Genomic DNA, 24604 nt, shown 5'->3' on the forward strand with positions numbered 1-24604 from the left:
ACGCGACCAATGGAAAGGGATGCTCGGTAAGCCCCGCCGCCCACTAAACGAAACGCATCAACTGGAGAAATGTTAGATGCCCTTGAATATCACAAGCTCTTACGAACCCATAGAAATCACCAATCTGGTGATGACAATATACTCGCAACCCGGCTTGGGTAAAACAAGCCTTGCGTTCACTGCATCGGAACCGTTGCTGATAGACTTCGACCACGGGGCACACCGCGCGGTAGACCGGCGCGACGTCGTGCTTGCAAGCAAGTGGTCGGACATATCCAGCATGGATGCTGACGACCTCGCCCCGTATGACACCATCGTCATTGATACCGTCGGGAAGGCGCTTGATGCCCTGACGCAGGACATCATCAACACCGCCCCTCGCCTTGCTTCTGCTGGTGCATTGAACCAGCGCGGGTGGGGCCAGCTTGGGGTTCGGTTTGGGGCGTTCCTGCGCCGTGTCCGTGGCTTTGGCAAGGATGTGGTCCTGCTGTCCCACATGGATGAAAAGGCCGATGGCGAAGTGGTCAAAGAGCGCCTGAAAATCCAGGGCGGATCGAAAGACCTCGTGCTGACCGATAGCGACGTGATCGCCCGCATCTCAATCTACAACCGTCAGCGTCAGTTTATGTTCTCCCCGACTGAGACGTCATTCGGGAAAGACCCGGCCAACATCGGTTCGTTGGTTATCCCAGATGCAGGATCGCCCGAGTTCAAGACCTGTCTCGCTGGCATCCTTGATCGGGTGAAAGAGGGCATCAACCAGCTTTCGCAGGAGCAAATCGAGCGCCGCAGCGAAATCGATTGGTTCGAAAACACCCTACCGGACATCAAGACCGCAGCGGACATCAATGAGGTTCTCGGACGGGCCAAGAAAGCGGGTCGTGACGTGGCCCTGATGGTTGCCCAGCACGCAAAAGACCTCGGCCTTGAGTTCGACCCCACAACACACGCCTACGTGCATCCCGAGGATGACCTTGAGGACGCGCCAGAGCCAGAAGAACCGGAGGCCGCGTGATGTCACCCCTCGCCGCCATGAAGGCCGATGCCAAGCGCTGCAACAATCGCTTCCGCCGCGTCTGGGGCTCCGAGAACCATGGTCCCCCGACGCCCAATCGCCGCGCTTCAAAGCAGGTGTCAGAGCGTCGTCAGGCGGTAAAGGATATGCGCGAACAAGGCATGAAGCTCTGCGATATCGCCAAGGTATTGGGCGTCAACTACGCGACCATCCAATACGACGCCTATGCAATTCGGCGGGGTGCGTGATGGGCAAGGAAACCGAAAAGCTGGCCCGAACAGTTCGCCTGCTTCTTGAGGGCTTCTTCGTCTGCATGGGGCTTGTAGTGGTCATTGTCGTGATTGGCTGGGTGGTGCTGTGATGGAGCCGCAGACCCTCCCCCTTACCAGCCTGACCAAGAAAGGCGAGGCAGCAGAGGCCGTGCTTAAGGCCCCTGATGGGTGGGTTTGCATACTAGAACCACCCCACCGCTCGTCTCCGCAAAACAACCTGTCGCACAAGTGGTACGCGGAGATTGCCAAGCAGCGAGGGGACACCCTGCCTATAGACGTGAAGGCGGAATGCAAGGGCTTCTATGGGGTTCCCATTCTCTGCGCGGAAGATGCCGAGTTCAGCGCCGCATACGACCGAGCAATTCGGCCCCTGCCCTTTGACGTGAAAATCCAGGCCCTGCGCTACTGGCCGGTCACCAGCTTAATGAACAAGGACCAGAAGCGTCGGTATCTGGACGCGGTTTACCACGACCAGACCGCAAAGGGCTTTCGCCTGACTGAACCGGAGGACGCGTCATGAGTCGTATCACCCCGCAATTCCCACCCGCTCAGAAGGTCCGCACAATGCGCGGCTCGACCGAGGAAAAGCGCTACTACAAGTGGCTGCACCTCAACTGTGTCTGCTGCCTGTCGGGTCGGATTGATATCGAACTGGCGCACACGGGTGGACCTGCCGAGGGCAAGGGTATGTCTCGTAAGGCAGCGCTATGGACTGTCCTACCCCTTTCTAAGCCCCTGCACCACGCAGAGGAACGGAACAGGCGGGAGTTCTGGAAGAACGTGGGCATCCCTTATCCCCAGCATATCGAATGGGCTGAGCGTTTGTACGACCACTTCACCAAGCAGGACGACCCAACAGCGCTGTTGGCAGACATGCAGGCACGGGCAAACCGCGCGTTCCTGGCGCAGATATTGGAGGCGAGATGAGTTTGACTGATGGGACATTCGTCTGTGCTCTTTGTGGAGAGTGGATGACGGGCTGCCTTCTATGTGGATCGGCACCCATGATCGACATGCGCAGCGCCTTAGAAGCGGAGAAACGGCAGGAGCGTGACGCTGAGCGAGAGGCTTGGATGCAGGAGAAAGCGATCAGAATCTGCGCTGAGGCCCGCAGGGAAGGTCAGTCATGATCCGCACCATCATGCCCTCCGGCCCCAATGGCCCATACGTGCAGGGGGAGTACGTGCGCACAGAGCCGGATGGCAGGATCACCGTCAAAGCGGGTGGCGAGGAAATCACCGGCCATCCATGCCCAATCACCAGAGAACGCCTAATCGACATGCCATAAGAGGAGCAGAGCATGACTGACAGAGGGCCAGCGCCGGTAGACCACCCAGCATTCGACACGCCCACGATTGGCGGAATGAAGCCGTGGACGTGCAGCCACTGGAAGGACGGCAAGAAGTTCGCAATCACACTCTATGGCACCAGTGCAGAGCAGGTGCTTGAAGACAATTGTGATGCGCTGGACCGGCTTTCGGTCGATGGGGAATTGGCGGCAACAATACCGCTGAACGATGACGAAGCTTGGGCTGTGATCGACGCATATGAGAAATCCAGGAGAGGCTCGCCATGACTGAGCAGAGACAGAAGGACGCCCCACACGTCCCCGCCGCATTCATCAATGCAATCCGAGAGGAAGGCACCCACGAGGAGGCCTGCAACTTCCTGCAAAAGGTTTGGAACGAGTTTTGCGAGGCATGCGACGAACGCGATGCGGCATGGAATGAGGCGATAGAGGCGATGGCGGTCTACTGCGAAACCACCGCAATGACCACGCCGGGTGATCCCTCCAAAGCGAACTGCGACATTTACATGCCTCAACCGGCGCACCCGATAAAGGGAATGTCGCACCCCGGAATGGGATACGCAGCGGGCATCCGCGCCCTCAAGAAGGGAGGCGAGGCATATGACAACGGATAAAGCGCCAGAGAAGATCTGGGACTACTGCCCCGAATGTGGGTCGGAGAATTATCATGGCGGCTATTATACCCGCACCTTGAGGCTCTGCACTGACTGCGGCCAAGACTGGCACACCGACATTGATTACACCGAGGTCGTCGGAAAAAACTTGCGGCCTCTCCGCGCCGATGCCCGCCCCACCGCGCAGGTGAAGGTCAAGCCGCTGGAGTGGTGTAACTCGGTAGATGGTCGGGGCCAAATCGCCGTAACTGAAGTCGGTCAATACGCCGTCTTTGACGAAGGGTCGCCCCGCTGGGCTTTTTCTAAAAGAGGCGGATACACCTATCACCCAACGAAAGATATAGATGAAGCCAAAGCCACAGCCCAAGCCGATTACGAGAAGCGCATCCTCTCGTCCCTCGACACCCAGACAGGGCTGAGGGAGGCGGCGCGGGTGCTGCGAGAATTACGCGAAACGCTAGAGACAATCGAATACTGCGCGAAAAACTGCATCAAAAGTCCCGGGCAAAAGTCAAACTTTGAGTTGGCACAGGTCGGCAAATTTAAAGTGGATACCGCCCTCCGCGCTCTGGCAGAGGAAGGTGACCGATGACCCTCTATCTGCGAGCAGCATTCATGTACCTCTTCGGCTGCATATTGTTTCCCTACGAGTGGATATTGCAGCAGCGCCGTGCAGTTTCCATGGCCTACCGGCTCAGCATTGGAGTCGTTCACACCCAGGTCAAGCAGGCGTTCTGCAAACACGTAGATGTGGACATCCAAGAGGACGACTGCACCTACACCTGCCGGAAGTGCGGGAAGATCGAGAGAATGGATATCTGAGGAGAGGGTGATGGGCGAACACGCAGAATATCAGTGGCAGCAAGCTATGTACCGGGGAATGCGCGACCCCAAAACAAAGCGCACGGGGCCAAACCCCTTCACAGCCGTGTGCCCGATTTGCGGCAAGAAAACCCGCTCTTTGGCTGGCGATCCGAATGGCGGTCTCAAGCAGCACATGAAGGACAAGCACCCAAACGAGGAGCCAGCCCAATGACCGACGATCCGAAAGCAGAACCACGACGGATTGAAGCGCTGCGGGAGATGACAGATTCGGAATATGCTGAGTTAGTCCACTGCGACCGAGAATGGTTTTCGTGGCCCGGCATCGCGTCCATTCGCGCGCGCTGTGAGGCAAAAGCGCAGGTCGAAGGAATCCGGGGTGGGCTCGAATTGTTCTTTCGGCAGCAAAAGCTTTTCAGCGAATGTCTCGCTCGCAAGCCGACAATGAAGGACCGCCAAGCCCAAAGGGCCACCGTTGCCAAAGTGAATGATCCGCTACGCGAGGCGCTTCAGGCAATTGCAGATGGGCACAATGACCCGCGCTCGTTGGCAATTTCGACCCTCCGCGCCCTGCTATCTGAGGGAGAGCAGACATGACTGACTATGACGAACTGTTCCGGGAATTGAGAAAGCTTGAGTTCGATACGACCGAGTTGGGGCAGACGGGTCCAGCCGCCAAGGCCGCCCAAGCCATCGAAGACCTGCGGGCGGAGGTGCAGCGTTGTCATGAGCGGCTAGAAATCACGCACGTCTGGCGTGTTGAATTCGACGCAGAGCCAGACGACGGTGAGGATTACTCGCTGATAAAAACAGAAATCCCATACGACGAGCGCGCGACGACAACAGACGGCATCGAATGCCGAGATTGCACGATCCAGTTGCTCGAAGAAGACATAGCAAATCTCAGGGCAGATAGAGCGAAGCTGCGGGAAGCACTGACCGAAATCGCCACGGGTCGCAATGCGAAGGGCGAGAAGTCAGATTTCCCCGAGGAGATAGCCCGCGCCGCCCTCTCCCCCAGTGAGGATGGGTGAATGCAGCTATCAACAGTTTCAGGCCTTGTCAGAAAAGTGCAGATAAAGCCACTAAAGGACGGCCAAACAGTCGTGAACTTCTGCATTTGGGCGCGCCCCTATGGAACTATGGAGGATGTCAGGGTCGGAATCCATGTTCTCGGCAGACAGGCGAATTCCATCGCAGAAGTAATCGATGATGACTGTTATGTTACCTGCTTCGGCGGGCTGTTCCCAATCCAGCACACAGACGGGTCATTGGGGCTTCAGATGAAGGCAACGAAGATAGAGATGCTGGGTGTTCAAGTGGACTACTTGGAGGACACCCCATGACCTGGAAGCAAATCAACGACCCTGTGAACCCAGCACCGAGGGATGGGACACCGTTCTTAGCTGCATGGTCGTACCCCGACCAAGTGGGCATAACAACGGGCGTTACGGTCCTGCACTTCGATGACACCGAAGTACATGGCAACCCTTGGTTTGATTGGGAGGACCAAGCTTACTTCAACGCGACTTACTTCACCCACTGGATGCCACTGCCCGAGCCACCGGAGGGAGAGCATGATGCCTGAGACAGTTACCGGATACATGTGCGCGACTGATTGGGAATTCGAGCTTGGTGAGGCTGCGGGCGGAAACATTGTCTACGCTTCCGTGGCCGACGCTAAAGAGCACCGTAAGTGCCTCGATGGCTGCGGAATAGTCGAAGTTAAGGTGACATTCTCTCGCGTCATTGAGAAGGGCAATCGCTGGATAGACCAGCTTGAGCCGAACCCGGAGGGCAAGTAGATGCAGCCCGACCAGATTGCAACCAAGGCCGACGTTGAGGCTGTGCGCCGCGAACTGGCCGACCTTAAGAAAATGCTTGCAAGAGTCGCAGTCTCACCGCAGCCGCGATGGATTAGCGCCGATGACTATGCTGAGAAAGTCGGGAGGTCTCTACAGACCGTACGTCGCTGGGCTTCTCTGGGCCGCGTCGAGACCCACAAGGGCCTATTCCGAAACCCGGAGGCCTAGTCGAGACGTTTTGCTAACTCTTCCGCGCTCTCGTTGTAGTAGACCTGAAGCATTCTCAAGTCTGTATGTCCGACCATCCGTGCCAGCGCCAAAACATCCAACTTCCTCGCCAGAGCCGTAATCGCTGCATGGCGGGAGTCGTGAAACGTAAGGTTCTCTATCTGGGCCTTATCACGGGATTTCCTGAACAGAACATCCAATTGCCTGCTCGAAAGCCCGAAGACCGGATCCGCATCTGGTAGCTGTTGAAGCAATCGAATGGCCTCAGACGAAAGGGGCACATCGCGAGGCCGCCCGTTCTTGGTGTGTTTGAGATGGGCCACCCGACGTTCAACGTCCACACAGTCCCTCTCAAGCCCCGCAATCTCGCCAGCTCGCATCGCGGTTTCCATTGCAAAAAGGAAGGCGTGAAAGGCGCGTGCAGTCGCCTTCGATAGGTCTTCTCCAGCACAATGCCGCAGCGCCTCGACTTCTTGCTGCGTCGGTAACCTGTCTCTTGGCGGTGGCTTCTTGGGCTTAGACACATCGCTAATAAAGTTGTGCTTGATTAAGCCCCACTCCCTACGGGCTGTATTCAAGACAGATGACATAAGCTGCAACTCGCGGATGACAGAGGCCGGGGCCACTTCCTTCAGCCGCCTGTCTCGCCAATCTGCAAAGTCCTGCGTTGATAAATCCTCAAGCTGTATCTTCGCGATACTATCACGACCCAGCATTTCGAGCCTGATTGTCTCCCAGCGTGCCCCCCGCTTGCTCGGTGACACTTCACGGGCGTAGCGGCCGAACACCTCACCGAGTTGTAGCTTGGAGGCTATCTTTTCTCCGTTCAGTATCTCGTATTCAACCCGGGTGGCCCACTCCTTAGCGTCCCGGCGAGTCGCAAAGACCTTGGATTTACGCACACCTTTACGCGCGACCTCAGCGCGGTATCCTGTCTTGAGCTTTCGAATTGATGCCATGAGTTACGCACTTTTGCGGAAAATATGCGTAACTGGTTGCACAGTTTTGACGCTCATGGGAACTCAAAACTTGTGGCAGTGGGCCGCTTGGGCCTTAATTTGATAGTTTTTGATAGTTTTTGATATCAAATGATATCGCCTGCTGGTGCGGTCGAGAAGACTCGAACTTCCACGGGTGTTACCCCACAGCGACCTCAACGCTGCGCGTCTACCAATTCCGCCACGACCGCACTGTCAGGCTTGGTAGAGCGGCATATAGACGAGGGGTGCGGCGATGTGAAGAGGGAAATACACACTTCAGTTTGATTTCCCCCCGGGTGCGATCTCTGCTAGCGATGCGGTTGCAGAAATCGCAGGAAACACCGCCATGAGTGACGCGCAGAACCGCCCTATTGTCCAGATTGATGTGGTCTCGGATGTGGTTTGCCCATGGTGTATCGTGGGGTTTCGGCAACTGGATCAGGCGCTTGGGGAAACCGGGATCGTCGCACAACTCAGATGGCACCCGTTTGAGCTCAATCCCAACATGCCGCCCGAGGGTCAGAACCTGCGTGACCATATTATGGAGAAATATGGCACATCGGCCGAACAAAGCCAGCAGGCGCGGGAGCGGCTGACGGCGCTTGGGCAGGGGCTGGGAATTACCTTCAAATTTACCGATGACAGCCGCATCGTGAACACGTTTCAGGCGCATCAATTGCTGGATTGGGCCGAAACGCAAGGAAGGCAGCACCCGCTGAAGCTGGCGCTGTTTGAGGCCTATTTCACCCATGGCCGCGATATCTCCGACCCGGATTTCCTCGTCGCGGCAGCGGCACAGGCGGGGTTGGAGCCGGAGGCCGCGCGCGCGGCGCTGGACTCGGGCCAATTTGCCGCCCCGGTGCGTGAGAAACAGCAATTCTGGACCAGCCGCGGCATCACCGGCGTGCCCGCGATGGCGTTCGGCGGCAAATACCTTCTGACCGGAGCGCAGGGCCGTGAGACCTATGCTGAGGTGCTGCAACGCTGCCTGGCAGAGGCCGCCTGACCCCTTCCCTCGCCCGGCAACGAGGGGTAAGGACAGGCCATGGACTGGATCACTTCAGACGGTTTGACCGATTATGACGAGGCTGTCGCCTTCATGGAGGCGCGCGCTTCCGCGATTGCGGCGGGCGAGGCAGAGGAATGCATCTGGCTACTGGAACATCCGCCGCTCTATACCGCTGGCACCTCGGCGCGGCGCGAGGATCTGACCGATCCGGACCGGTTCCCGGTATATGAGAGCAAGCGTGGCGGCCAATATACCTATCACGGTCCGGGGCAGCGCGTTGTCTATGTGATGCTGGATGTGGGCAGGCGCGGCAAGGATGTGCGCAGGTTCGTGCAGCAGCTTGAGGAATGGGTGATCGCCACAATGGATCAGTTCAACCTGCGTGGCCATATCCGAGAAGGGCGCGTGGGTGTCTGGATCGTGCGCGATGACAAACCGCTGACCACCAGCGGCGCCAAGCCCGAGGACAAGATCGCCGCCATTGGCATCCGCCTGCGCAAATGGGTGAGCTTTCATGGCATCTCGATCAATGTCGAACCAGATCTGAGCCATTTTGACGGGATCGTGCCCTGCGGCATCACCGAACATGGCGTCACCTCGCTGGTCGATCTGGGCCTGCCGGTCACGATGGGTGATCTGGATGTTGCCTTGCGCAAGAGTTTCGATCAGGTCATCGGCCCCCTGCCCGCGCACGCGGCGCAAGACTGATAAGGAACCAGACTCGCGGCTATAGACCGTCCTGCGCGCTCAAGTTGCGGCTGCTCGGCAAGCGCATGACATAGTAGGCTGCCGCGAGATTGAGCGGGATCATCCCGATCAGGGCCGCTTCCGCGCCTTGCACATGCGCAATCATGCCCAAAACCAGCGCCAGCAGAAACCCCAGAACACCGCTGACGAGATTGGACGCGGCAACGCAGTAGGGCCGGGTGTCATCGGAAGCGGCGTTCACCAGATAGACGGTCTTGCTGACGCTCACCCCCTGATTAGCGATCGCAAGCAGCAGAAAGGCGGCGCTGTGGGTGGCAAGGTTTCTGAGATCGGGAAAAAATTGCAAGCTCAGCGACAAAAGCGCCCCCAGACAGGCAATCAGCGCCGAGACATTCATGGTCAGACGGTCGGATTTCCGACTGAATGCCGGAAAAACTGCACCCCCGATCATCATGCCCAGCGCTCCGGCAACAACAAAGGTCGGTAGGCTGGGCGCTGTGTCGGGATGCAAGGCAACGGCGTGAATGGCAAAAAACGGTGTCGCAACCTCGATCGGCGTCAGCAGCATTCTTGCCACGAGGTACTTGCGAAACCACGTCTGGCGCCCGGCAATCGCAAGCCCGCCGCGCACCTCGTCCGAGAAATTTCTGAAAGCGCCGGTGTCGGTCTGCTCGGTGCCGCCGGAAGTCGTCTTTGCAGGTTCGCGCAGCATCAGCGCAGCAGCCGCCGACAGCGTCAGCAGAACCGCTCCAACGACAATCAACTCGCTGTTAAAGCTGTCATCGCCGTCAAAATCCAGATAGTTGACCGACAGATAGGTCGACGCGATCACGCCTAACCCGGTTACAGCCCCGGTCAGGAACAACAGCCGCGCGCGCGAGGACTGCCAGAGCGAGCGACCGAAAACATCCTGGAAAGCCAGCACGCCCAATCCCTTTCCGACACCGATCAGCGCGGCGGCGAGCAAAAAGATCACCACAACCGTCTGCGCGGCGAAATCATCGCGCATCATCGCGACCGCAGCCAGTGCAGCGACGCAAATCAACGTCGAGCACGCCATCACGCGTTTGCTATATCGCACGCGGGTCAGGAAGGTCGCGCCAGGGACCTGGGACAAAAACTTGGTGATATTCACTGTCGACAGGATCGTGCCAGCGAAATAGGCCGGCCCACCCACCGCAGTGTAGATAAACGGCAGGACCAGCTTTTCGCTGCAAAGCTCGAAACCGACCTGGTTGCAAACGCCCTGTACTGTCAGCGACCCGAAGTTCCAACGATTGGTCTTGGTATCAAGAGGTACCATCATCCGACATTCTGCACCGTTTCACGCCGAAGAGGTCGGGCGCTTTGTGAGCGATTGTCGAGGTATCGCACAGGCCCCGACAGTAAGCTAGCCGGACCGGTGCGCCACCAATGGCCGGAAAGAGTTCGCAGCGACCGGGGTCAGGGCAGCGTGATCGCCCCGGTCACATCGTTGCGGTAGCTGCCATCATCGCGGGTGCCAGCGCGAAACGCGCCGCCGCCCGAGGCACCGTCCCATTTGCCGGTGCCGCCCTCGACCGACCAGATGCCGATCGTCAGCCCGTCACGCCCGATCCCCTGCGGCACCCAGCTTAAGATCGCCATATCGCCATCCTGATCGGTGTAATTGCAAACGCCCCCGCCCGAGACCTGCCCCGACTTGATCATGATCGATCCAAAGCAGGGCCCTTTGACCGTCGCCAACGGGTTCTGCGGATCGACGGCGTCGAACTTTTCATACTCGGTGTGGACGTCAACGACGATCAGCGCCTCTGAGACTTGCGTCGTGACCGAGGTCGAAATGGCAATCCCCGTACCATATGCATCAAAAGACTCCGCCCAGGCCCCATGAGAAAACACAAAAGGAAAAAGAACGAAGAGCAGCCTTGAACCAAACATCAAAAAAAATCCCCCAAAAAAATCTTGCGACCCGCCAGTTGAAATAAACGGCGGCGAGAGCAAGGATATCACAGTTTCAGGTTGAGACCAATTTAGCCGCGGTGCCCGGCAGGGCAATCACTCCAGTGCGGCGCGGATTTTCTCGGCATGTTGCGCGATCAGGTCGAAATCGCCCATGTTCCCGGGCGGGCGCAGCGACACCCCCTCATGGCGTGGCAGCACGTGGAAATGCAGGTGAAACACCTCCTGCCCGCCAACCTCTTCGTTGAATTGCTGGATCGTGACACCTTCGGCGCCGAAGGCCCTCATCACCGCATGCGACAGCTTCTGCGTGGTTGCGATCACGGCTGAAAGCTGCTCGGGCGTGGCATCCAGCAGGTTGCGGCAGGGCGTTTTCGGGATCACCAACAGATGCCCGTCGGCGCGCGGCATGATGTCCATGAAGGCCAGTGTCTGATCGTCCTCATAGACGCGCGTGGCCGGGATCTCCTCGCGCAGGATCTTGGCGAAGATGTTGTCGGGATCGTAAGCCATGGCGCACCTGAAGTTTCTGCTAATGCCCCGTTGTTGCCAGCCCGGTGCGCAAGGTCAACCCATGATCGGGTTGCGCCCTTTCCAAACCGGTCTTTTCAAGAGGCGGCACTCAAAGCTGGCTGCGCGGTTGCCTCTTTGACGGGCCTCTATCCGAAGTACAGCGCGCGCCTGCATCCGGGACAGCACAGGAATTAACTTTACCCGATGCATCGCCCCCGCCTAGTCTTTGCGCAGGTCGAATGCGTGCAGGATCACTCTTGCGCACAACCGGGTGAGTTGCCCCTGCAGGTTGTGGCGAGCGAAAGACCTGCTGCTATTCTTCTGAAAATGCCCGACAAAATCCGGGCAGCCTTTCGGAGAGGTGGGGCCAGATGATGGTAAGGTGCAGCAACAGAATGTGCAGATGGGTCGTGGCGATTTTTGTGGCCACAGGATGCGGTGCAGCAGCCGTCCACGCGCAAACAAGCGCCGAGAGCGCCCATATCGCGATCGAAAACCCCGCCGACCTGACCAAGGAAGAGGCGCAAGAGATCTATGATGAAATGTCCCGCCGCATGGCGCGGGGCTATGCCGCATCCCGGCTCGATCTGATCGCGCGGTTTCAGGACTGGCCGAAGTTCAACGACGCCCCCTATGTCTCGGCCACCCATGGGCAGCGCTATGTCAACAGCTATGCCAACAAGATGGCCACGAATTACGCGACGCTGAAACCCGGTGAAAAACTGCCCGTCGGAACCGTGCTGGCAAAAGACAGCGTGACGGTGACCGACGATGGCGGGGTGTTCCCTGGCGCGCTGTTTGTGATGGAGAAGCTGCCCGCAGGCCAAAACCCCGATACCGCCGACTGGCGCTATATCATGGTGATGCCGGACGGCTCGCTCTTTGGTGACACGATGGGCAGCCGCCGCGCTGCGGTCGCTTATTGCCATAGCTGTCATGAGGCGGTGGCGGATCGCGACTACACCTTCTTCGTGCCCGAAGACTATATCGCCTCAGAATAACGCCTCACCCGGCCCAGCAGGCGTAGACACCCCTGGAATGCAAGGGGGTGCGGCTATTTTACTTGATCGAGATCAAACTCTGCCATTGAAGGGGACGCCGCCACCCACTAAAACCGGCTGGAATCCGCGCGGTCCGGAGCCAACCGTCTGCGCGTCAAAGTCGCAACAGGAGGCACCTATAATGGCAGATGCAGCCATTCATGGTCATGAACATGAAGATCAACGCGGGTTTTTCACCCGCTGGTTCATGTCCACGAACCACAAGGATATCGGGATTCTCTACCTGGTATTCTCGGCACTTGCTGGTTTCATCTCGGTCGCACTGACCGTATTCATGCGGCTCGAACTGATGGAGCCGGGCGTTCAGCACATGTGCATGGAAGGGTTCCGCCTGTTCGGCAGCGGTGCCGAGGTCTGTACCCCGAACGGCCATCTGTGGAACGTGATGATCACCTATCACGGCGTCCTGATGATGTTCTTCGTGGTCATCCCCGCCCTGTTCGGCGGTTTCGGCAACTACTTCATGCCGTTGCAGATCGGCGCGCCGGATATGGCCTTCCCGCGGATGAACAACCTCAGCTTCTGGCTCTATGTGGCCGGGACCTCGCTGGGTGTTGCCTCGATGCTGTCTCCTGGCGGCAATGATCAGCTTGGCTCAGGTGTCGGATGGGTTCTCTATCCGCCGCTCTCGACCACCGAAGGCGGGATGTCGATGGATCTGGCGATCTTTGCGGTCCACGTCTCGGGGGCCTCGTCGATCCTGGGCGCGATCAACATGATCACCACGTTCCTGAACATGCGGGCACCGGGCATGACCCTGTTCAAGGTGCCGCTGTTCTCCTGGTCGATCTTCATCACAAGCTGGCTGATCCTGCTGTCCCTGCCGGTTCTGGCAGGCGCGATCACCATGCTGCTGATGGACCGCAACTTTGGCTTTACCTTCTTTGATCCCGCTGGCGGGGGCGACCCGATCCTGTATCAGCATATCCTGTGGTTCTTTGGTCACCCGGAAGTGTATATCGTGATCCTGCCCGGCTTTGGTATCATCAGCCATGTGATCGCCACTTTCTCGCGCAAGCCGATCTTTGGCTACCTGCCGATGGTCTGGGCGCTCATCGCGATCGGTGTTCTGGGCTTCGTCGTCTGGGCACACCATATGTACACGGTTGGTATGACCGTGAACCAGCAGGCCTATTTTATGCTGGCCACGATGGTGATCGCGGTGCCCACGGGCGTGAAAGTGTTCAGCTGGATCGCGACGATGTGGGGCGGCTCGATCGAGTTCAAGACGCCGATGCTGTTTGCCTTCGGCTTCCTGTTCCTCTTCACCGTGGGCGGTGTGACCGGCGTTGTTCTGTCCCAGGCGGGTGTCGACCGGGCCTATCATGACACCTACTATGTGGTTGCGCATTTCCACTATGTGATGAGCTTGGGTGCCGTGTTTGCGATCTTTGCCGGTGTCTATTTCTACTTCGGCAAGATGACCGGGCGTCAGTATTCCGAGTTCTGGGGCAAGATTCACTTCTGGCTCTTCTTCGTCGGTGCAAACCTGACCTTCTTCCCGCAGCACTTCCTGGGCCGTCAGGGCATGCCGCGCCGGTATATCGACTACCCCGAGGCCTTCGCCTACTGGAACTACATCTCAAGCTGGGGCGCGTTCATCTCCTTCGCCTCGTTCCTACTGTTCTTCGGCATCGTCTTCTACGCGCTGTTCCGCGGCGCGAAGGTGACTGAGAACAACTACTGGAACGAATATGCGGATACGCTGGAGTGGACCCTGCCGTCGCCCCCGCCCGAGCATACGTTCGAAATCCTGCCCAAGCAGGAAGAGTGGGACAAGGGCCACGCGCACTGATCCCCGCCAATAGCTGACAAAAGCCCCGCCATCGCGCGGGGCTTTTTCTTTGCCGATTGCAGATTTGACGTCCTTGCTTAAGCTAAGCACATCCCTCCGCTGCGCGCGTCACCCTGCCCCACACTCCGGATGCCTGATGAGCTCTGACATCACCTTCACCAGATTACCGGCAATCGATCTGGCCGAAATCATCTCTCATATGTCCGACCCGCGCGTGGCCGAGCATATGCCACTGCTGACCTTCGAATGGGACGCCGCCACAGCCGCCGCCTTTGTCGCTCAGAAAGAGGCCCGCTGGCAGCAAGACGGGCTTGGACATTGGGCGATCCTGTCCGATGGCTCTTATGTCGGCTGGGGCGGGTTTCAGAAAGAGGGTGAGGACTGGGATTTCGGCCTGGTCCTGAAACCTGACCATTTCGGGCTGGGCACGCGCATTTCGAAAAAGGCGATCGCGTTTGCCACCGCTGATCCGCGCATTCCCTATGTGACCTTTCTGCTGCCGCCCTCGCGCAAGAATCGCGGCGCGCTTGCGCGTTTCGGTGCAAAACCCGTTGGCGAAACAGAATATGACGGCGCGACCTTCCTCAAGTACCGGCTTGAAACAACGTAGCCCCTTGGCCCGCAAACCCCGATCGACAAAGAACCATCGAAATCTTACGGATTTTGCTTTACCCTAGGAAAAGACCCCATAGTCGCCGGAGCAAAGCAATGCCCGAGATCGATTTCTGGTTTTCTATCGGCAGCACCTACACATTCCTCACGGTGATGCGCCTGCCCGAGTGGGCGCGCGAACGGGATGTGACCCTGCGCTGGCGGCCCTTCAACGTGCGCCGCGTGATGACCGAGCAGAACAACATCCCCTTCGCCAACAAGCCCGAGAAAACCGCCTATATGTGGCGCGACATCCAGCGGCGCGCGGCGAAGTACAAGCTGCGCTGCGCCCTGCCTGCGCCCTACCCGATCTCCGACCTGCCACTGGCCAATCAGGTGGCGCTGCGGGGCATGAGCGAAGACTGGGGCATCCCCTTCGTGCGCAATTGCTATCGCTTGTGGTTCGAAGACGGGATCGAGGCCGGGTCCGAGGCCAACCTGACCGAGGCGCTGCACCGCGCGGATCAGGACCCGATGCAGATATTGGCACGCGCGCAGGACCCCGAAACCGTCGCGGAACTTGCAGCCGAAACCGAGACCGCCGCTGACACGGGCGTATTCGGCGCACCCAGCTTCGTGGTGCGCGGCGAGGTGTTCTGGGGCGACGACCGCCTGGAGGATGCTCTGTCCTGGTCACGGCTGGGGCACGTGGCCTGAACGTATATCCCGTTCAAGCATCGCCGTAATCAGCTTGCGAACGGTCTCCCCGATACGATGAAGCGAAGTTAATGCAGTCATAGTCATGCCATCACACTCGGGAACTAGCTCCTGATTCAGGCAACGAGCCATGGAAAGGGGAGCGCTGTCTCAGGCGGCGAGACCCTCTGAAACAGGAGATGATGATGACACCATCGAAGCAAAGCGCAGCCGAGGCCCAAAAAACGGCATTCTTTGAAAAGGTCTGGAATGACGATGCGTTCGCGCAGGCACTGGAAGATAATCCTAAATCCGCTTTGGCAGAACTTGGGCAAACCCCGCCAGAAAATGTGGACATTCGGGTCGTCCGCGACACCGAGAAAGTGAAATATCTGCACATCCCGGCAGCACCAAAAGAAGGTGAGATATCTGACGCCGAATTGCTTGATGCGCAAGGTGGTACAACACTTGCCTGTGTCTCCCTTTCCGTGACTGTCGTGACCGTCGCCACAGCCACTACTGTCTTGACCGCCGCCACAGGCACTAATTGAACCGATGTGACCAACTGTCAGGCTGCGTCTGACCGGCATATACGGTGCTGGTTTCGGCGTGGGGCCGCAGCGGGGGTCACGTCGTGCGTGTGCATTTCCCCTTCGACCAACGCCACAGCCATGCTAGGTCACACCCATGCCCTACCGCTGGACCATATCGTCTGACACCAATGCCGAGCTGCGCCTCTGGCCGCATAACTCGCTGCCGCCCAAGGGCTTTGCGGCAACGGTTCTTGGGATCTTTGCGCTGGCCACCATACCGCTGATCATGCTGCTGGGGTCGATCCTGCTTTGGGGTATCCTGCCCTTTGTTCTGCTGGCAGTGGCCGGAATCTGGTGGGCGCTGCAGATCAACTACCGCAGCCGCCGCATTCTGGAAGTGCTGACCCTGTCAGACGCAAACGCGCATCTGGTCCGGCACGACCCCGGCGGGGCGATGCAGGAATGGCAGTGCATCCGTTACTGGGCCCAACCCGAGTTACACCCCGATGACGGACCGGTGCCGAACTACGTGACGCTGAAAGGCGGCGGGCGCGAGGTCGAAATCGGCGCCTTCCTGTCCGAGGACGAACGCAAGGCGCTGTATGACGATCTGCTGACCCGGCTCAGACCCGCTTGAGCCAGATCAGCACTGCCCGTTTGACGATGCGCAGAGGTGATCCTTGACCATCGGTCCGACCTTGCCGAAATCCATCCGCCCGGTATAGCGCGACTTCAACTCGCCCATCACCTTGCCCATGTCGCGGATCGAGCCCGCGCCGGTGGAGGTGATAGCCGTCTGGATGGCATTAGCGACCTCATCCTCGTCCAACTGCTTGGGCAGGAATTCGGCGATGATCTCGACCTCTCGGGTTTCCCGCTCGGCCAGATCCAGCCGCCCGCCCTCTTCATAGGCGCGCGCGCTTTCCTGGCGTTGCTTTGTCATTTTGCCAAGGATCGCAAGCACATCCGCCTCATCGCAGCCGGTCGCCTCTTCCGCGCCTGCACCGCGCGCAGCGATATCCTTGTCCTTGATCGCCGCGTTGACCAGCCGAAGTGTCGAAACACGTTCGCTGTCCTTGTCTTTCATCGCTTGTTTCAGGGCCGCATTGACCCGAGAGCGCAGATCCATCTGTGTATCCATCCCCATGGAAAGCCAGACCCGACCATACCCAAAGAAAAACTCTGACACAACCACAAGCAGCAGCATCTAACCCATTGAAATCTCTTGATAGGCCAAAAAACCGGCACTCTTGACCGGGGCGATGAACCCCCTTAGGAACAAGCCGGTTTACCCAACAGGAGAGTCGCGCCATGGCACACCCCGCCCCGTCAAAGCCCACCGCATGTCTGGCATTGGCGGATGGGACGCTGTTTTATGGCATGGGCTTCGGTGCAACCGGTCAAACGGTGGCCGAGCTGTGCTTCAACACCGCGATGACCGGCTATCAGGAAATCATGACCGACCCGTCTTATGCGGGCCAGATCGTGACCTTCACTTTTCCCCATATCGGCAATGTGGGCGTGAACCCCGAGGATGACGAAACCGGTGATCCGGTGGCCGAGGGCATGGTGGTGAAATGGGACCCGACCACATCGTCGAACTGGCGCGCGGCAGAAGAGCTGAAGGACTGGCTGGCCCGGCGCGGACGCATCGCCATCGGTGGTGTCGACACAAGGCGGCTGACTCGTGCGATCCGTCAGCAGGGCGCGCCGCATGTGGCGCTGGCACATGACCCCGAGGGCAATTTCGACATCGCCGCGCTTGTTGCCGCCGCCCGCGCCTTTGCCGGGCTCGAAGGCATGGATCTGGCCAAGGAGGTCACCTGCGCGCAATCCTATCGCTGGGACGAAATGCGGTGGGCCTGGCCCGAGGGCTATACACGGCAGGAGGCCCCGCAGCACAAGGTGGTCGCCATCGATTATGGCGCAAAACGCAACATCCTGCGCTGCCTTGCCTCGGCGGGCTGCGATGTCACGGTCCTGCCCGCCACGGCCACCTCGGACGAGGTTCTGGCCCACAAACCCGACGGCGTGTTCCTGTCCAACGGCCCCGGCGATCCGGCGGCCACAGGCGAATACGCGGTACCAATGATCCGCGAGATCCTCGACAGCACCGATCTGCCGGTCTTCGGCATCTGCCTCGGGCACCAGATGCTGGCGCTGGCGCTTGGTGGCGAGACGGTCAAGATGAATCACGGCCATCACGGTGCCAACCATCCGGTGAAGGACATGGAGACCGGCAAGGTCGAGATCACCTCGATGAACCACGGCTTCGCGGTGGATGCGCAGACCCTGCCCGACGGCGTGGTGGAAACCCATCGCTCGCTCTTTGACGGTTCCAATTGCGGTATTCGCATGGCCGGCAGACCGGTCTATTCGGTGCAACACCACCCCGAAGCCTCGCCCGGACCGCAGGACAGCTTCTACCTCTTCGAACGTTTCGCCAGCGCTATGGCGGACCGGAAAGCGGCAAGCTGACACTCACGGGACGTAGTTAACCCGGCGTTAACCTTGGTAAGAGACCCTGCCATCCGGGGGTTTACCGAGGCGCGCGATGAGCGATTTGCAACTGATTTCCCAGCGGCGGAGCGCAGCGGTTCCGGTTGCTGCGCCACATGTGCCTCTGGGGCGCATTCTGGTCAGGAATGGTGCGATCACTCATGCGCAGTTGCACGCCGCGCTTGAACTTCAATTGCGCCTGAACGCCCCGATTGGCGAGATCATCGTCGCCGAAGGCTGGGCCAGTGAAGATCAGGTACAGGCCGCCCTGGTCGAGCAGAGCAACCTTGAACAAGTCGAACTGGCCCGGAACCGGCCCGAACCGGCGCTTTGGGACCTGCAGCCGCGCGCCTTCTGGCAGCGCGTGGGGTGCGTGCCCTACAAACAAGCCGGGGCCTTTCTGCAAGTCTCAACCGCGCGTCCCGATCGCTTTGCCGAGGTCGAGGCGGCCTTTTCCGAATCCGGCCTGATCCCGCTGCCTGTCCTCAGCCGCAGGGCAGAGATCGACGCAGTGTTTGCCGACCACTTTGCCGCCACTCTGGCGCAGCGGGCCGAAACGCGGGTTGCGCCCGCCTTCAGCTGCCGCAGCTATGCCCGATCCTATGCACTTTGGGGTGGCGGCGCGCTGACCGCTATTGCAGCGCTTGGCGTTCTTGCCCCTGCGGCGCTGGCCATCACCGCTTTCACCCTTTCCTGCCTGACGTTACTGTTGTTCTTTTCGTTGCGCGGTGTCGGGTTTCTGGCGCATGTCCTGGCCCCGCCCATGGCGGTTGATGAGCCCCCCATCCAGACCAAACTGCCAAAGGCCTCGGTCATCGTGCCGCTTTACAAAGAGCGAGAGATCGCGACTGCGCTGATAAAGCGGCTGGGCCGTCTGACCTATCCCAAGGCCCTGCTGGATGTGATCCTGGTGCTTGAGGCCAAGGATGAGGTGACAAGCGAAACCCTGCGCGGCCTGACCCTGCCCCATTGGATGCGGGTGCTGGAAGTGCCCGAAAGCGACGGCCTGACCACCAAACCCCGCGCGCTGAACTATGCGCTGGATTTCTGCGTCGGCGAGATTGTCGGCGTTTGGGATGCCGAGGATGCGCCCGAACCCGATCAGATCGAAAAGGTGGTGCAGCAGTTTGACCAGGCGGGGCCGGATGTTGCCTGCCTGCAGGGTATTCTGGACTACTACAACCCGCGCACAAATTGGCGCGCACGCTGCTTTACGATCGAGTACAGTAGCTGGTTCCGCGCCGTGATGCCCGGCATCGCCCGGCTGGGCTTGGTGGTGCCGCTGGGCGGCACAACGCTGTTCATGCGCAAAGCAGTTCTGGAAGAGCTCGGCGGGTGGGACGCCCACAACGTCACCGAAGACGCCGATCTGGGCGTGCGGCTGTGCCGGGCCGGATATCGCACCGCCTTTATCCACACCGTCACCCATGAAGAGGCAAACCACCGGCTCTGGCCCTGGGTCAAGCAGCGCTCGCGCTGGCTCAAAGGGTTCATGGTCACCTATCTGGTGCATATGCGCGCGCCTCGCCAGCTTTGGCGCGATCTGGGCAGTTGGCGGTTCCTGGGGGTGCAGGCCTTTTTTCTGGGCACTCTGGGGCAGTTCTTGCTGGCCCCGGTGCTCTGGTCGCTCTGGCTGGGCGTGCTGGGCGCACCGGGTCCCTGGGCTGGGCTGATCGACACGAGGATATTGACCACTGCCGCAGCGCTGCTGCTGGCGGTCGAGGGGATCGGGGCACTGATCGCTGCCAAAGCCATCTGGACACCCAACCGCCGCTTTCTGCTGCCCTGGGTTCTGACCATGCCACTCTATTACCCGGCGGGGGTGATCGCGGCCTACAAGGCGCTCTACGAATTGGCGGTCAAACCCTATTTCTGGGACAAGACCCAGCACGGCCAAGCGACCGGAGATGGCACGATCTAGACGCGCTCGCGCTCATCCGCGTCCTGTTTCAGCCGGGTCACGAAGGCGACCGAGATATGATCCTTGAGCGCCCGGCCCGCCGCCTCTTCGTTGCGCGCAGCGATGGCATCGACGATGGCTTTGTGTTCGGCCTGCGCAATCTCGCCCCGGCCCTGCGCGGCCAGCGAGGTGGTTGCCATCAGCGCCATGGTGCGATGCACCAGATCCAGTTGCTGCACCAGATAGCGGTTATGCGAAGCCAGATGGATCTGCTCGTGAAACCGCCGGTTGGCGCGGCTGAGCGCGGGCGGATCATCGACCAGCGCATCGTCCGCCTCGACCATTTCACGCAGCACCTTGATTTCCTCTTCGGTGGCATGACGCGCGGCAAGGCTGGCGGCCAGCCCCTCCAACTCGCTGCGCACCACATAGAGCTCTGCCATCTGGTTGTGATCCAGCGAAGCAACGATCAGCGACCGGCCATCGCGTTCAAGCAGCGACTGGGTCTCAAGCCGTTGCAGCGCCTCGCGGATCGGTGTGCGTGAGACACCGAAGCGTTCCGCCAGATCGCTTTCCACCAGCCGGTCACCGGGTTTGAACACCCCGACATCGATTGCTTCGAGAACGAGATGATAGGCGTCTTTCTGATTGGACTGGGTGCGGTTCATGCAAGCGGCTTTCCTTGTTCGGACCTGTCTAGCGCCCCCTGCCCCCGCCAATCAAGCCAAAGCGTTGAAAACCTGCGCGCACTGGCCTAGACCCGGCCCATGGTCAGGCAAAACTTCTCACATGTGGCGCATTGGGTGTTCGATCTGGACAATACCCTCTATCCGCCGCACATGAAGCTCTTCGATCAGATCGAAGTGCTGATGACGCAATATGTGATGGAGGCGCTGTCCGTCTCTCAGGCCGAAGCCGACCGGTTGCGCAGCCACTACTGGCACACTTATGGCACCACGCTGGCAGGGCTGATGCGCGAGCATGATCTGGACCCTGATCCCTACCTGCACGCTGTCCATCAGATCGACACGGGCCATATGGAGCCAGATGCCGAGCTTGCCGCGCATATCGCGGCGCTGCCCGGGCGGCGCATCGTCTATACCAATGGCTCGGCCCCTTATGCCGAACGTGTGCTGGCCGCGCGCGGGCTGAGTGGGCTGTTTGACGCCATCTATGGGGTCGAGCATGCGGAGTATCGCCCCAAACCCGAGCGCGCCGCGTTCGAAGCGGTGTTCACGCAGGACGGGGTAACGCCCGACCGGGCCGCTATGTTCGAGGATGATCCGCGCAATCTGGCCGCGCCCTTCGATATGGGGATGCGCACGGTGCATGTGGCACCCGAACCGCTAGATGCTAACCATATCCATCATCATACGGATAACCTGACGGCATTTCTGGCCCAACTGGTCTGAAGCGGGCCCGCTGCGACACTCTGCGCAGGGGCGGCGGCTTGGCAAAACGCTATGTCACGCCAGACAAAGATACATCCAAAAGGTTCCTAATGAGCAACGTCGCCATTCCCGCCAGGCTGCCCTTCTGGCAGCGCCTGTTCTTTGCCATCCCGGTTCTGGGATGGATGGCCAAAGAGGTCGCCTATGGCGATCCCGAGAACATTTGGTACGCGATCATTGCGGGTGTCAGCGCCTGGGGCTGCGCGATCCTGCTGTTTGGTTTGCCCGGTCTCTACCTGCCGGCGCTGGCCATGGTCCCCGTCATCTGGTTCATCCTGATCCTGATCACGCTGGGCTGACCCGCGAGACAGGATGTCGCTTGGCCTCTTCCCATCGCTCGGATTACAGTCCGCGCGAATGGAGGGCAGCGACATGACCCAGACCTGTGACATCCTGATTTCGGGCGGTGGCATTGCCGGGCTGACGGCGGCGGCGGCCTTTGGGACTGCCGGATTCGAGGTGATCTGCGTCGACCCCACGCCCCCGGTGACAGAGCGCGACGCGGCAGGTTCAGATCTGCGTACCACCGCGTTCCTGCAACCGGCACAGGCGCTGCTGGAGCAATGCGGCCTCTGGGCGCGGCTGTCGGATCATGCCGCGGCACTTCAGATCATGCGGATCGTCGATGCGGGCGGCGAGGTATCTGAACCCCGCATCATCCGTGATTTCAACGCCGCCGATATCTCTGAGCAGCCCTTTGGCTGGAACCTGCCGAACTGGCTGCTGCGCCGCGAGATGACCCTGCGGCTGGATGAGTTGCCGACTGTCGATTTCCGCCCCGGCACCGGCACCAGCACGCTGTTCACCCGCACCAGCGAGGCGCGGGTGGGCCTGAGCGATGGCAGCCGTGTCCGCTGCAAGCTGGTGATCGCAGCAGACGGGCGCAACTCGCCCATGCGCGAGGCGGCAGGAATCGACGTGAAAACCACCCGCTACGGGCAGAAGGCGCTGGCCTTTGCCGTCACCCATCCAAAGCCGCATGACAACGTCTCGACTGAGATCCACCGCTCCGGCGGGCCGTTCACCATGGTGCCGCTGCCGGATTGGCAGGGATCGCCCTCCTCCGCGATTGTCTGGATGGAGCGGGGACCGATCGCGCAAGACCTGCTTGCCCTGCCCGATGAGAAATTCGAGGCGGCGATGACCGAGCGATCCTGCGGCTTGCTCGGGGACCTAAAACTGGCCTCGCGCCGCACCATCTGGCCGATCATCAGCCAGTCGGCGACTCACCTGTCGGGGGAACGGATCGCTCTGATGGCCGAGGCGGCCCATGTGGTGCCGCCCATCGGCGCGCAGGGGCTCAACATGTCGCTCACCGATCTGCGCAGCCTGCTGGATCTGGCCGAGACGCATCGCGGCGATCTTGGCAATGCCGCCATGCTTGAGGCCTATCACAAGGCCCGTATCCGCGATGTGGAATTGCGGGTTACGGGCATCGACCTGCTGAACCGCGCCTCAATGGTCGAGGCGCAGCCGCTGCGCGATGCCCGCGCGATGGGGCTGGACGCGCTTTACGCCCTCCCCGCCATGCGCCGCACGCTGATGCAGATGGGGCTGGGTGTGCGCTAAAGCACCTTGTCCAGCACCCGTTTCAGCCGCGCGATGGTGCCGTCCACATCATAGAGCTTGTCGAGCCCGAACAGGCCCAGCCGGAATGTGCTGAACCCTTCGGGCTCGTCACATTGCAGCGGCACGCCCGCGGCGATCTGCATGCCTTCGGAGGCGAATTTCTTGCCGCTCTTGATATCGGGATCACCGGTATAGCTGACCACCACCCCCGGCGCGCCGAACCCGTCACCGGCCACCGAGGTCACGCCCTTGTCCTTGAGCATCGCCCGCACGCCATTGCCCAGCGCCCATTGCGCCTCGCGCAGTTTCTCAAAGCCATAGTCTCGGGTTTCAACCATCGTATCGCGGAACGCCTTCAGCGCGTCGGTCGGCATGGTGGCGTGATAGGCATGTCCGCCATTCTCATAGGCCGCCATGATCTCGCGCCATTTCTTCAGATCCACCGCGAAACTGTCCGACGTGGTCTCCTGCAAATGCTGTTCGGCCCGCTCCGACAGCATCACCAGCCCGGCGCAGGGCGAGGCGCTCCAGCCCTTTTGCGGGGCCGAGATCAGCACGTCGACACCGGTGGCTTTCATGTCGATCCAGATGCAGCCCGAGGCGATGCAATCCAGCACCATCAGCGCGCCCACCTCATGGGCGGCTGCCGCCAGCGCGGAGACGTAGTCATCCGGCAGGATTACCCCAGCCGAGGTTTCCACATGCGGGGCAAACACCACATCAGGCTTCTGCTCACGGATCGTAGCAACAACCTCTTCGATCGGTGCGGGCGCAAAGGGCGACGGGCTGGTATTGCCGGTCTGGCGTGCCTTCATCACCGTGGCGCTCGCCGTCAGCCCGCCGGTCTCGATGATCTGGCTCCAGCGATACGAGAACCAGCCATTGCGCACCACCAGCACATTGGCGCCGCGCGCAAACTGCCGCGCAACGGCCTCCATGCCATAAGTGCCGCCGCCAGGGATCACCGCCACGCCATCAGCATTATAAACCGATTTCAGCAGATCCGAGATGTCGCGCATCACCTGCTGAAAATCGGCAGACATATGGTTAAGCGAGCGGTCCGTGAAAACAACGGAGAATTCCTCCAGCCCGTTCGGGTCGACGCTATCAAGCAATGCAGGCACGGCAGCTATCCTTCTGATTTTGTCAGCCTTGTAGTTATCGGCTGATTGACGTTAGGGAAACCGGGAAACATGATAAGCAACCGGCCAATCCCACTTTCCCCTATCATCTTGGCAGCGGAAAAAATCTGACAAAAACGTCAAAATCAACCGATAAAAAGGGGCTTCCCCA

At 59.9% G+C, this 24604-nt stretch carries 35 protein-coding genes and 1 tRNA gene; 28 read left to right on the plus strand and 8 right to left on the minus strand.

Annotated elements, in window-relative coordinates; genetic code table 11:
* The first annotated feature begins 76 nt into the window (after nucleotides 1–76).
* The 15 genes from Q5Y75_RS05815 to Q5Y75_RS05885 all read left to right on the plus strand — a co-directional run bounded on the left by Q5Y75_RS05815 (nucleotide 77) and on the right by Q5Y75_RS05885 (nucleotide 5837).
* On the plus strand, nucleotides 77–1015 hold the full coding sequence (locus Q5Y75_RS05815) for an ATP-binding protein (RefSeq protein ID WP_306195219.1): 939 nt from the start codon (nucleotides 77–79) through the stop codon (nucleotides 1013–1015).
* The gene (locus tag Q5Y75_RS05820; RefSeq protein ID WP_306195220.1) at nucleotides 1015–1263 is read left to right on the plus strand and encodes a hypothetical protein; all 249 of its coding nucleotides are present in this window, start codon (nucleotides 1015–1017) and stop codon (nucleotides 1261–1263) included. Before Q5Y75_RS05815 ends, Q5Y75_RS05820 begins: the two co-directional genes overlap by 1 nt.
* A gap of 112 nt (nucleotides 1264–1375) precedes the next feature.
* A complete protein-coding gene (locus Q5Y75_RS05825; RefSeq protein ID WP_306195222.1) occupies nucleotides 1376–1807 on the plus strand; it encodes a NinB/YbcN family protein in 432 nt (143 codons plus the stop codon).
* Nucleotides 1804–2214 carry a hypothetical protein gene (locus Q5Y75_RS05830; RefSeq protein WP_306195224.1) on the plus strand — a complete coding sequence of 137 codons (411 nt, stop codon included), beginning with the start codon at nucleotides 1804–1806 and terminating at the stop codon, nucleotides 2212–2214. Before Q5Y75_RS05825 ends, Q5Y75_RS05830 begins: the two co-directional genes overlap by 4 nt.
* Nucleotides 2215–2413: 199 nt before the next feature.
* Nucleotides 2414–2575, plus strand: a complete 162-nt coding sequence (locus Q5Y75_RS05835) for a hypothetical protein (protein WP_306195226.1) — start codon at nucleotides 2414–2416, stop codon at nucleotides 2573–2575.
* A gap of 12 nt (nucleotides 2576–2587) precedes the next feature.
* Nucleotides 2588–2863: a hypothetical protein gene (locus Q5Y75_RS05840; protein WP_306195228.1), complete on the plus strand. Its 276-nt coding sequence runs from the start codon at nucleotides 2588–2590 to the stop codon at nucleotides 2861–2863.
* Nucleotides 2860–3210 (plus strand): hypothetical protein, encoded by a 351-nt coding sequence (locus tag Q5Y75_RS05845; protein ID WP_306195230.1) that lies wholly within the window; start codon nucleotides 2860–2862, stop codon nucleotides 3208–3210. Before Q5Y75_RS05840 ends, Q5Y75_RS05845 begins: the two co-directional genes overlap by 4 nt.
* On the plus strand, nucleotides 3197–3802 hold the full coding sequence (locus Q5Y75_RS05850) for a hypothetical protein (RefSeq protein WP_306195232.1): 606 nt from the start codon (nucleotides 3197–3199) through the stop codon (nucleotides 3800–3802). Before Q5Y75_RS05845 ends, Q5Y75_RS05850 begins: the two co-directional genes overlap by 14 nt.
* Nucleotides 3799–4032, plus strand: a complete 234-nt coding sequence (locus Q5Y75_RS05855; protein ID WP_306195234.1) for a hypothetical protein — start codon at nucleotides 3799–3801, stop codon at nucleotides 4030–4032. The genes Q5Y75_RS05850 and Q5Y75_RS05855 overlap by 4 nt, the downstream gene beginning before the upstream one ends.
* Nucleotides 4033–4042: 10 nt before the next feature.
* Nucleotides 4043–4246 carry a zinc finger BED domain-containing protein gene (locus Q5Y75_RS05860; RefSeq protein ID WP_306195236.1) on the plus strand — a complete coding sequence of 68 codons (204 nt, stop codon included), beginning with the start codon at nucleotides 4043–4045 and terminating at the stop codon, nucleotides 4244–4246.
* On the plus strand, nucleotides 4243–4629 hold the full coding sequence (locus Q5Y75_RS05865; RefSeq protein ID WP_306195238.1) for a hypothetical protein: 387 nt from the start codon (nucleotides 4243–4245) through the stop codon (nucleotides 4627–4629). Before Q5Y75_RS05860 ends, Q5Y75_RS05865 begins: the two co-directional genes overlap by 4 nt.
* Nucleotides 4626–5066 carry a hypothetical protein gene (locus tag Q5Y75_RS05870; RefSeq protein ID WP_306195239.1) on the plus strand — a complete coding sequence of 147 codons (441 nt, stop codon included), beginning with the start codon at nucleotides 4626–4628 and terminating at the stop codon, nucleotides 5064–5066. Before Q5Y75_RS05865 ends, Q5Y75_RS05870 begins: the two co-directional genes overlap by 4 nt.
* Nucleotides 5067–5378 (plus strand): hypothetical protein, encoded by a 312-nt coding sequence (locus Q5Y75_RS05875; RefSeq protein WP_306195241.1) that lies wholly within the window; start codon nucleotides 5067–5069, stop codon nucleotides 5376–5378.
* Nucleotides 5375–5620 carry a DUF551 domain-containing protein gene (locus Q5Y75_RS05880; protein ID WP_306195243.1) on the plus strand — a complete coding sequence of 82 codons (246 nt, stop codon included), beginning with the start codon at nucleotides 5375–5377 and terminating at the stop codon, nucleotides 5618–5620. Before Q5Y75_RS05875 ends, Q5Y75_RS05880 begins: the two co-directional genes overlap by 4 nt.
* Nucleotides 5613–5837: a hypothetical protein gene (locus Q5Y75_RS05885; RefSeq protein ID WP_306195244.1), complete on the plus strand. Its 225-nt coding sequence runs from the start codon at nucleotides 5613–5615 to the stop codon at nucleotides 5835–5837. The genes Q5Y75_RS05880 and Q5Y75_RS05885 overlap by 8 nt, the downstream gene beginning before the upstream one ends.
* A gap of 224 nt (nucleotides 5838–6061) precedes the next feature.
* Here Q5Y75_RS05885 and Q5Y75_RS05890 read toward each other — a convergent pair whose 3' ends face one another.
* Together Q5Y75_RS05890 and Q5Y75_RS05895 are read right to left on the minus strand one after the other, a co-directional pair.
* Nucleotides 6062–7024, minus strand: a complete 963-nt coding sequence (locus Q5Y75_RS05890; protein WP_306195245.1) for a tyrosine-type recombinase/integrase — start codon at nucleotides 7022–7024, stop codon at nucleotides 6062–6064.
* Nucleotides 7025–7167: 143 nt separating this feature from the next.
* A tRNA-Leu gene (locus Q5Y75_RS05895) sits at nucleotides 7168–7254 on the minus strand.
* A 137-nt stretch (nucleotides 7255–7391) separates the two neighbouring features.
* Here Q5Y75_RS05895 and Q5Y75_RS05900 point away from each other — a divergent pair.
* Together Q5Y75_RS05900 and lipB are read left to right on the plus strand one after the other, a co-directional pair.
* Nucleotides 7392–8051 carry a DsbA family oxidoreductase gene (locus Q5Y75_RS05900; protein ID WP_306195247.1) on the plus strand — a complete coding sequence of 220 codons (660 nt, stop codon included), beginning with the start codon at nucleotides 7392–7394 and terminating at the stop codon, nucleotides 8049–8051.
* A gap of 39 nt (nucleotides 8052–8090) precedes the next feature.
* Entirely contained in the window at nucleotides 8091–8762 is a 672-nt protein-coding gene (gene lipB / locus Q5Y75_RS05905; RefSeq protein ID WP_306195249.1) for a lipoyl(octanoyl) transferase LipB, read from the plus strand.
* A 19-nt stretch (nucleotides 8763–8781) separates the two neighbouring features.
* Here the strand turns inward: lipB and Q5Y75_RS05910 are convergent, their stop codons facing one another.
* The 3 genes from Q5Y75_RS05910 to Q5Y75_RS05920 form a co-directional block, all read right to left on the minus strand.
* On the minus strand, nucleotides 8782–10068 hold the full coding sequence (locus tag Q5Y75_RS05910; protein WP_306195251.1) for an MFS transporter: 1287 nt from the start codon (nucleotides 10066–10068) through the stop codon (nucleotides 8782–8784).
* Between the two features lie 137 nt (nucleotides 10069–10205).
* Complete coding sequence (locus tag Q5Y75_RS05915) at nucleotides 10206–10682, minus strand: hypothetical protein (RefSeq protein WP_306195253.1); 477 nt, start codon at nucleotides 10680–10682, stop codon at nucleotides 10206–10208.
* Nucleotides 10683–10799: 117 nt separating this feature from the next.
* Nucleotides 10800–11216 carry an HIT family protein gene (locus Q5Y75_RS05920; RefSeq protein ID WP_306195255.1) on the minus strand — a complete coding sequence of 139 codons (417 nt, stop codon included), beginning with the start codon at nucleotides 11214–11216 and terminating at the stop codon, nucleotides 10800–10802.
* Between the two features lie 410 nt (nucleotides 11217–11626).
* On the opposite strand from Q5Y75_RS05920, the gene Q5Y75_RS05925 reads away from it, so the two are divergent.
* The 6 genes from Q5Y75_RS05925 (at nucleotide 11627) to Q5Y75_RS05950 (ending at nucleotide 16529) form a co-directional block, all read left to right on the plus strand.
* Nucleotides 11627–12217 (plus strand): cytochrome P460 family protein, encoded by a 591-nt coding sequence (locus tag Q5Y75_RS05925; RefSeq protein ID WP_306195258.1) that lies wholly within the window; start codon nucleotides 11627–11629, stop codon nucleotides 12215–12217.
* Between the two features lie 181 nt (nucleotides 12218–12398).
* Entirely contained in the window at nucleotides 12399–14072 is a 1674-nt protein-coding gene (gene ctaD, locus Q5Y75_RS05930) for a cytochrome c oxidase subunit I (RefSeq protein ID WP_306195260.1), read from the plus strand.
* Nucleotides 14073–14208: 136 nt separating this feature from the next.
* Nucleotides 14209–14682, plus strand: a complete 474-nt coding sequence (locus tag Q5Y75_RS05935; RefSeq protein WP_306195262.1) for a GNAT family N-acetyltransferase — start codon at nucleotides 14209–14211, stop codon at nucleotides 14680–14682.
* A 98-nt stretch (nucleotides 14683–14780) separates the two neighbouring features.
* Nucleotides 14781–15380, plus strand: a complete 600-nt coding sequence (locus tag Q5Y75_RS05940) for a 2-hydroxychromene-2-carboxylate isomerase (RefSeq protein WP_306195264.1) — start codon at nucleotides 14781–14783, stop codon at nucleotides 15378–15380.
* A 185-nt stretch (nucleotides 15381–15565) separates the two neighbouring features.
* Nucleotides 15566–15910 carry an NHLP leader peptide family RiPP precursor gene (locus Q5Y75_RS05945; RefSeq protein ID WP_306195265.1) on the plus strand — a complete coding sequence of 115 codons (345 nt, stop codon included), beginning with the start codon at nucleotides 15566–15568 and terminating at the stop codon, nucleotides 15908–15910.
* Between the two features lie 136 nt (nucleotides 15911–16046).
* Nucleotides 16047–16529, plus strand: a complete 483-nt coding sequence (locus Q5Y75_RS05950) for a DUF2244 domain-containing protein (RefSeq protein WP_306195267.1) — start codon at nucleotides 16047–16049, stop codon at nucleotides 16527–16529.
* Between the two features lie 6 nt (nucleotides 16530–16535).
* Here Q5Y75_RS05950 and Q5Y75_RS05955 read toward each other — a convergent pair whose 3' ends face one another.
* Complete coding sequence (locus Q5Y75_RS05955) at nucleotides 16536–17021, minus strand: GatB/YqeY domain-containing protein (protein ID WP_306195706.1); 486 nt, start codon at nucleotides 17019–17021, stop codon at nucleotides 16536–16538.
* Between the two features lie 182 nt (nucleotides 17022–17203).
* On the opposite strand from Q5Y75_RS05955, the gene carA reads away from it, so the two are divergent.
* A complete protein-coding gene (carA, locus tag Q5Y75_RS05960) occupies nucleotides 17204–18370 on the plus strand; it encodes a glutamine-hydrolyzing carbamoyl-phosphate synthase small subunit (protein WP_306195269.1) in 1167 nt (388 codons plus the stop codon).
* A gap of 76 nt (nucleotides 18371–18446) precedes the next feature.
* Nucleotides 18447–20312: a glycosyltransferase gene (locus Q5Y75_RS05965; protein ID WP_306195271.1), complete on the plus strand. Its 1866-nt coding sequence runs from the start codon at nucleotides 18447–18449 to the stop codon at nucleotides 20310–20312.
* Here the strand turns inward: Q5Y75_RS05965 and Q5Y75_RS05970 are convergent.
* On the minus strand, nucleotides 20309–20959 hold the full coding sequence (locus Q5Y75_RS05970; RefSeq protein ID WP_306195273.1) for a GntR family transcriptional regulator: 651 nt from the start codon (nucleotides 20957–20959) through the stop codon (nucleotides 20309–20311). The two genes, Q5Y75_RS05965 and Q5Y75_RS05970, sit on opposite strands and share 4 nt — an antisense overlap.
* A 99-nt stretch (nucleotides 20960–21058) precedes the next feature.
* On the opposite strand from Q5Y75_RS05970, the gene Q5Y75_RS05975 reads away from it, so the two are divergent.
* The 3 genes from Q5Y75_RS05975 (at nucleotide 21059) to Q5Y75_RS05985 (ending at nucleotide 23311) form a co-directional block, all read left to right on the plus strand.
* On the plus strand, nucleotides 21059–21703 hold the full coding sequence (locus tag Q5Y75_RS05975) for a pyrimidine 5'-nucleotidase (RefSeq protein ID WP_306195275.1): 645 nt from the start codon (nucleotides 21059–21061) through the stop codon (nucleotides 21701–21703).
* A gap of 89 nt (nucleotides 21704–21792) precedes the next feature.
* Entirely contained in the window at nucleotides 21793–22041 is a 249-nt protein-coding gene (locus tag Q5Y75_RS05980) for a hypothetical protein (RefSeq protein ID WP_306195277.1), read from the plus strand.
* 73 nt (nucleotides 22042–22114) lie between these two features.
* Entirely contained in the window at nucleotides 22115–23311 is a 1197-nt protein-coding gene (locus Q5Y75_RS05985) for a UbiH/UbiF family hydroxylase (protein ID WP_306195278.1), read from the plus strand.
* Here Q5Y75_RS05985 and Q5Y75_RS05990 read toward each other — a convergent pair.
* The gene (locus Q5Y75_RS05990) at nucleotides 23308–24435 is read right to left on the minus strand and encodes an aminotransferase class V-fold PLP-dependent enzyme (protein WP_306195280.1); all 1128 of its coding nucleotides are present in this window, start codon (nucleotides 24433–24435) and stop codon (nucleotides 23308–23310) included. The two genes, Q5Y75_RS05985 and Q5Y75_RS05990, sit on opposite strands and share 4 nt — an antisense overlap.
* Nucleotides 24436–24604 lie beyond the last annotated feature (169 nt).

Source organism: Ruegeria discodermiae, assembly GCF_030758345.1.
In the GTDB taxonomy this organism is placed as follows: domain Bacteria; phylum Pseudomonadota; class Alphaproteobacteria; order Rhodobacterales; family Rhodobacteraceae; genus Ruegeria_C.

What these genes read in the sequence shown, in the direction of transcription:
- carA (WP_306195269.1), top strand. Translation starts at nt 17,204, where the DNA reads ATGGCACACCCCGCCCCGTCAAAGCCCACCGCATGTCTGGCATTGGCG.
- lipB (WP_306195249.1), top strand. Translation starts at nt 8,091, where the DNA reads ATGGACTGGATCACTTCAGACGGTTTGACCGATTATGACGAGGCTGTC.
- Q5Y75_RS05840 (WP_306195228.1), top strand. Translation starts at nt 2,588, where the DNA reads ATGACTGACAGAGGGCCAGCGCCGGTAGACCACCCAGCATTCGACACG.
- Q5Y75_RS05980 (WP_306195277.1), top strand. Translation starts at nt 21,793, where the DNA reads ATGAGCAACGTCGCCATTCCCGCCAGGCTGCCCTTCTGGCAGCGCCTG.
- Q5Y75_RS05955 (WP_306195706.1), bottom strand. Translation starts at nt 17,021, where the DNA reads ATGGATCTGCGCTCTCGGGTCAATGCGGCCCTGAAACAAGCGATGAAA.
- ctaD (WP_306195260.1), top strand. Translation starts at nt 12,399, where the DNA reads ATGGCAGATGCAGCCATTCATGGTCATGAACATGAAGATCAACGCGGG.
- Q5Y75_RS05820 (WP_306195220.1), top strand. Translation starts at nt 1,015, where the DNA reads ATGTCACCCCTCGCCGCCATGAAGGCCGATGCCAAGCGCTGCAACAAT.
- Q5Y75_RS05965 (WP_306195271.1), top strand. Translation starts at nt 18,447, where the DNA reads ATGAGCGATTTGCAACTGATTTCCCAGCGGCGGAGCGCAGCGGTTCCG.
- Q5Y75_RS05815 (WP_306195219.1), top strand. Translation starts at nt 77, where the DNA reads ATGCCCTTGAATATCACAAGCTCTTACGAACCCATAGAAATCACCAAT.
- Q5Y75_RS05940 (WP_306195264.1), top strand. Translation starts at nt 14,781, where the DNA reads ATGCCCGAGATCGATTTCTGGTTTTCTATCGGCAGCACCTACACATTC.
- Q5Y75_RS05935 (WP_306195262.1), top strand. Translation starts at nt 14,209, where the DNA reads ATGAGCTCTGACATCACCTTCACCAGATTACCGGCAATCGATCTGGCC.
- Q5Y75_RS05910 (WP_306195251.1), bottom strand. Translation starts at nt 10,068, where the DNA reads ATGATGGTACCTCTTGATACCAAGACCAATCGTTGGAACTTCGGGTCG.
- Q5Y75_RS05825 (WP_306195222.1), top strand. Translation starts at nt 1,376, where the DNA reads ATGGAGCCGCAGACCCTCCCCCTTACCAGCCTGACCAAGAAAGGCGAG.
- Q5Y75_RS05985 (WP_306195278.1), top strand. Translation starts at nt 22,115, where the DNA reads ATGACCCAGACCTGTGACATCCTGATTTCGGGCGGTGGCATTGCCGGG.
- Q5Y75_RS05855 (WP_306195234.1), top strand. Translation starts at nt 3,799, where the DNA reads ATGACCCTCTATCTGCGAGCAGCATTCATGTACCTCTTCGGCTGCATA.
- Q5Y75_RS05915 (WP_306195253.1), bottom strand. Translation starts at nt 10,682, where the DNA reads ATGTTTGGTTCAAGGCTGCTCTTCGTTCTTTTTCCTTTTGTGTTTTCT.
- Q5Y75_RS05860 (WP_306195236.1), top strand. Translation starts at nt 4,043, where the DNA reads ATGGGCGAACACGCAGAATATCAGTGGCAGCAAGCTATGTACCGGGGA.
- Q5Y75_RS05920 (WP_306195255.1), bottom strand. Translation starts at nt 11,216, where the DNA reads ATGGCTTACGATCCCGACAACATCTTCGCCAAGATCCTGCGCGAGGAG.
- Q5Y75_RS05845 (WP_306195230.1), top strand. Translation starts at nt 2,860, where the DNA reads ATGACTGAGCAGAGACAGAAGGACGCCCCACACGTCCCCGCCGCATTC.
- Q5Y75_RS05890 (WP_306195245.1), bottom strand. Translation starts at nt 7,024, where the DNA reads ATGGCATCAATTCGAAAGCTCAAGACAGGATACCGCGCTGAGGTCGCG.
- Q5Y75_RS05865 (WP_306195238.1), top strand. Translation starts at nt 4,243, where the DNA reads ATGACCGACGATCCGAAAGCAGAACCACGACGGATTGAAGCGCTGCGG.
- Q5Y75_RS05870 (WP_306195239.1), top strand. Translation starts at nt 4,626, where the DNA reads ATGACTGACTATGACGAACTGTTCCGGGAATTGAGAAAGCTTGAGTTC.
- Q5Y75_RS05950 (WP_306195267.1), top strand. Translation starts at nt 16,047, where the DNA reads ATGCCCTACCGCTGGACCATATCGTCTGACACCAATGCCGAGCTGCGC.
- Q5Y75_RS05850 (WP_306195232.1), top strand. Translation starts at nt 3,197, where the DNA reads ATGACAACGGATAAAGCGCCAGAGAAGATCTGGGACTACTGCCCCGAA.
- Q5Y75_RS05835 (WP_306195226.1), top strand. Translation starts at nt 2,414, where the DNA reads ATGATCCGCACCATCATGCCCTCCGGCCCCAATGGCCCATACGTGCAG.
- Q5Y75_RS05875 (WP_306195241.1), top strand. Translation starts at nt 5,067, where the DNA reads ATGCAGCTATCAACAGTTTCAGGCCTTGTCAGAAAAGTGCAGATAAAG.
- Q5Y75_RS05975 (WP_306195275.1), top strand. Translation starts at nt 21,059, where the DNA reads ATGGTCAGGCAAAACTTCTCACATGTGGCGCATTGGGTGTTCGATCTG.
- Q5Y75_RS05945 (WP_306195265.1), top strand. Translation starts at nt 15,566, where the DNA reads ATGACACCATCGAAGCAAAGCGCAGCCGAGGCCCAAAAAACGGCATTC.
- Q5Y75_RS05900 (WP_306195247.1), top strand. Translation starts at nt 7,392, where the DNA reads ATGAGTGACGCGCAGAACCGCCCTATTGTCCAGATTGATGTGGTCTCG.
- Q5Y75_RS05830 (WP_306195224.1), top strand. Translation starts at nt 1,804, where the DNA reads ATGAGTCGTATCACCCCGCAATTCCCACCCGCTCAGAAGGTCCGCACA.
- Q5Y75_RS05880 (WP_306195243.1), top strand. Translation starts at nt 5,375, where the DNA reads ATGACCTGGAAGCAAATCAACGACCCTGTGAACCCAGCACCGAGGGAT.
- Q5Y75_RS05970 (WP_306195273.1), bottom strand. Translation starts at nt 20,959, where the DNA reads ATGAACCGCACCCAGTCCAATCAGAAAGACGCCTATCATCTCGTTCTC.
- Q5Y75_RS05885 (WP_306195244.1), top strand. Translation starts at nt 5,613, where the DNA reads ATGCCTGAGACAGTTACCGGATACATGTGCGCGACTGATTGGGAATTC.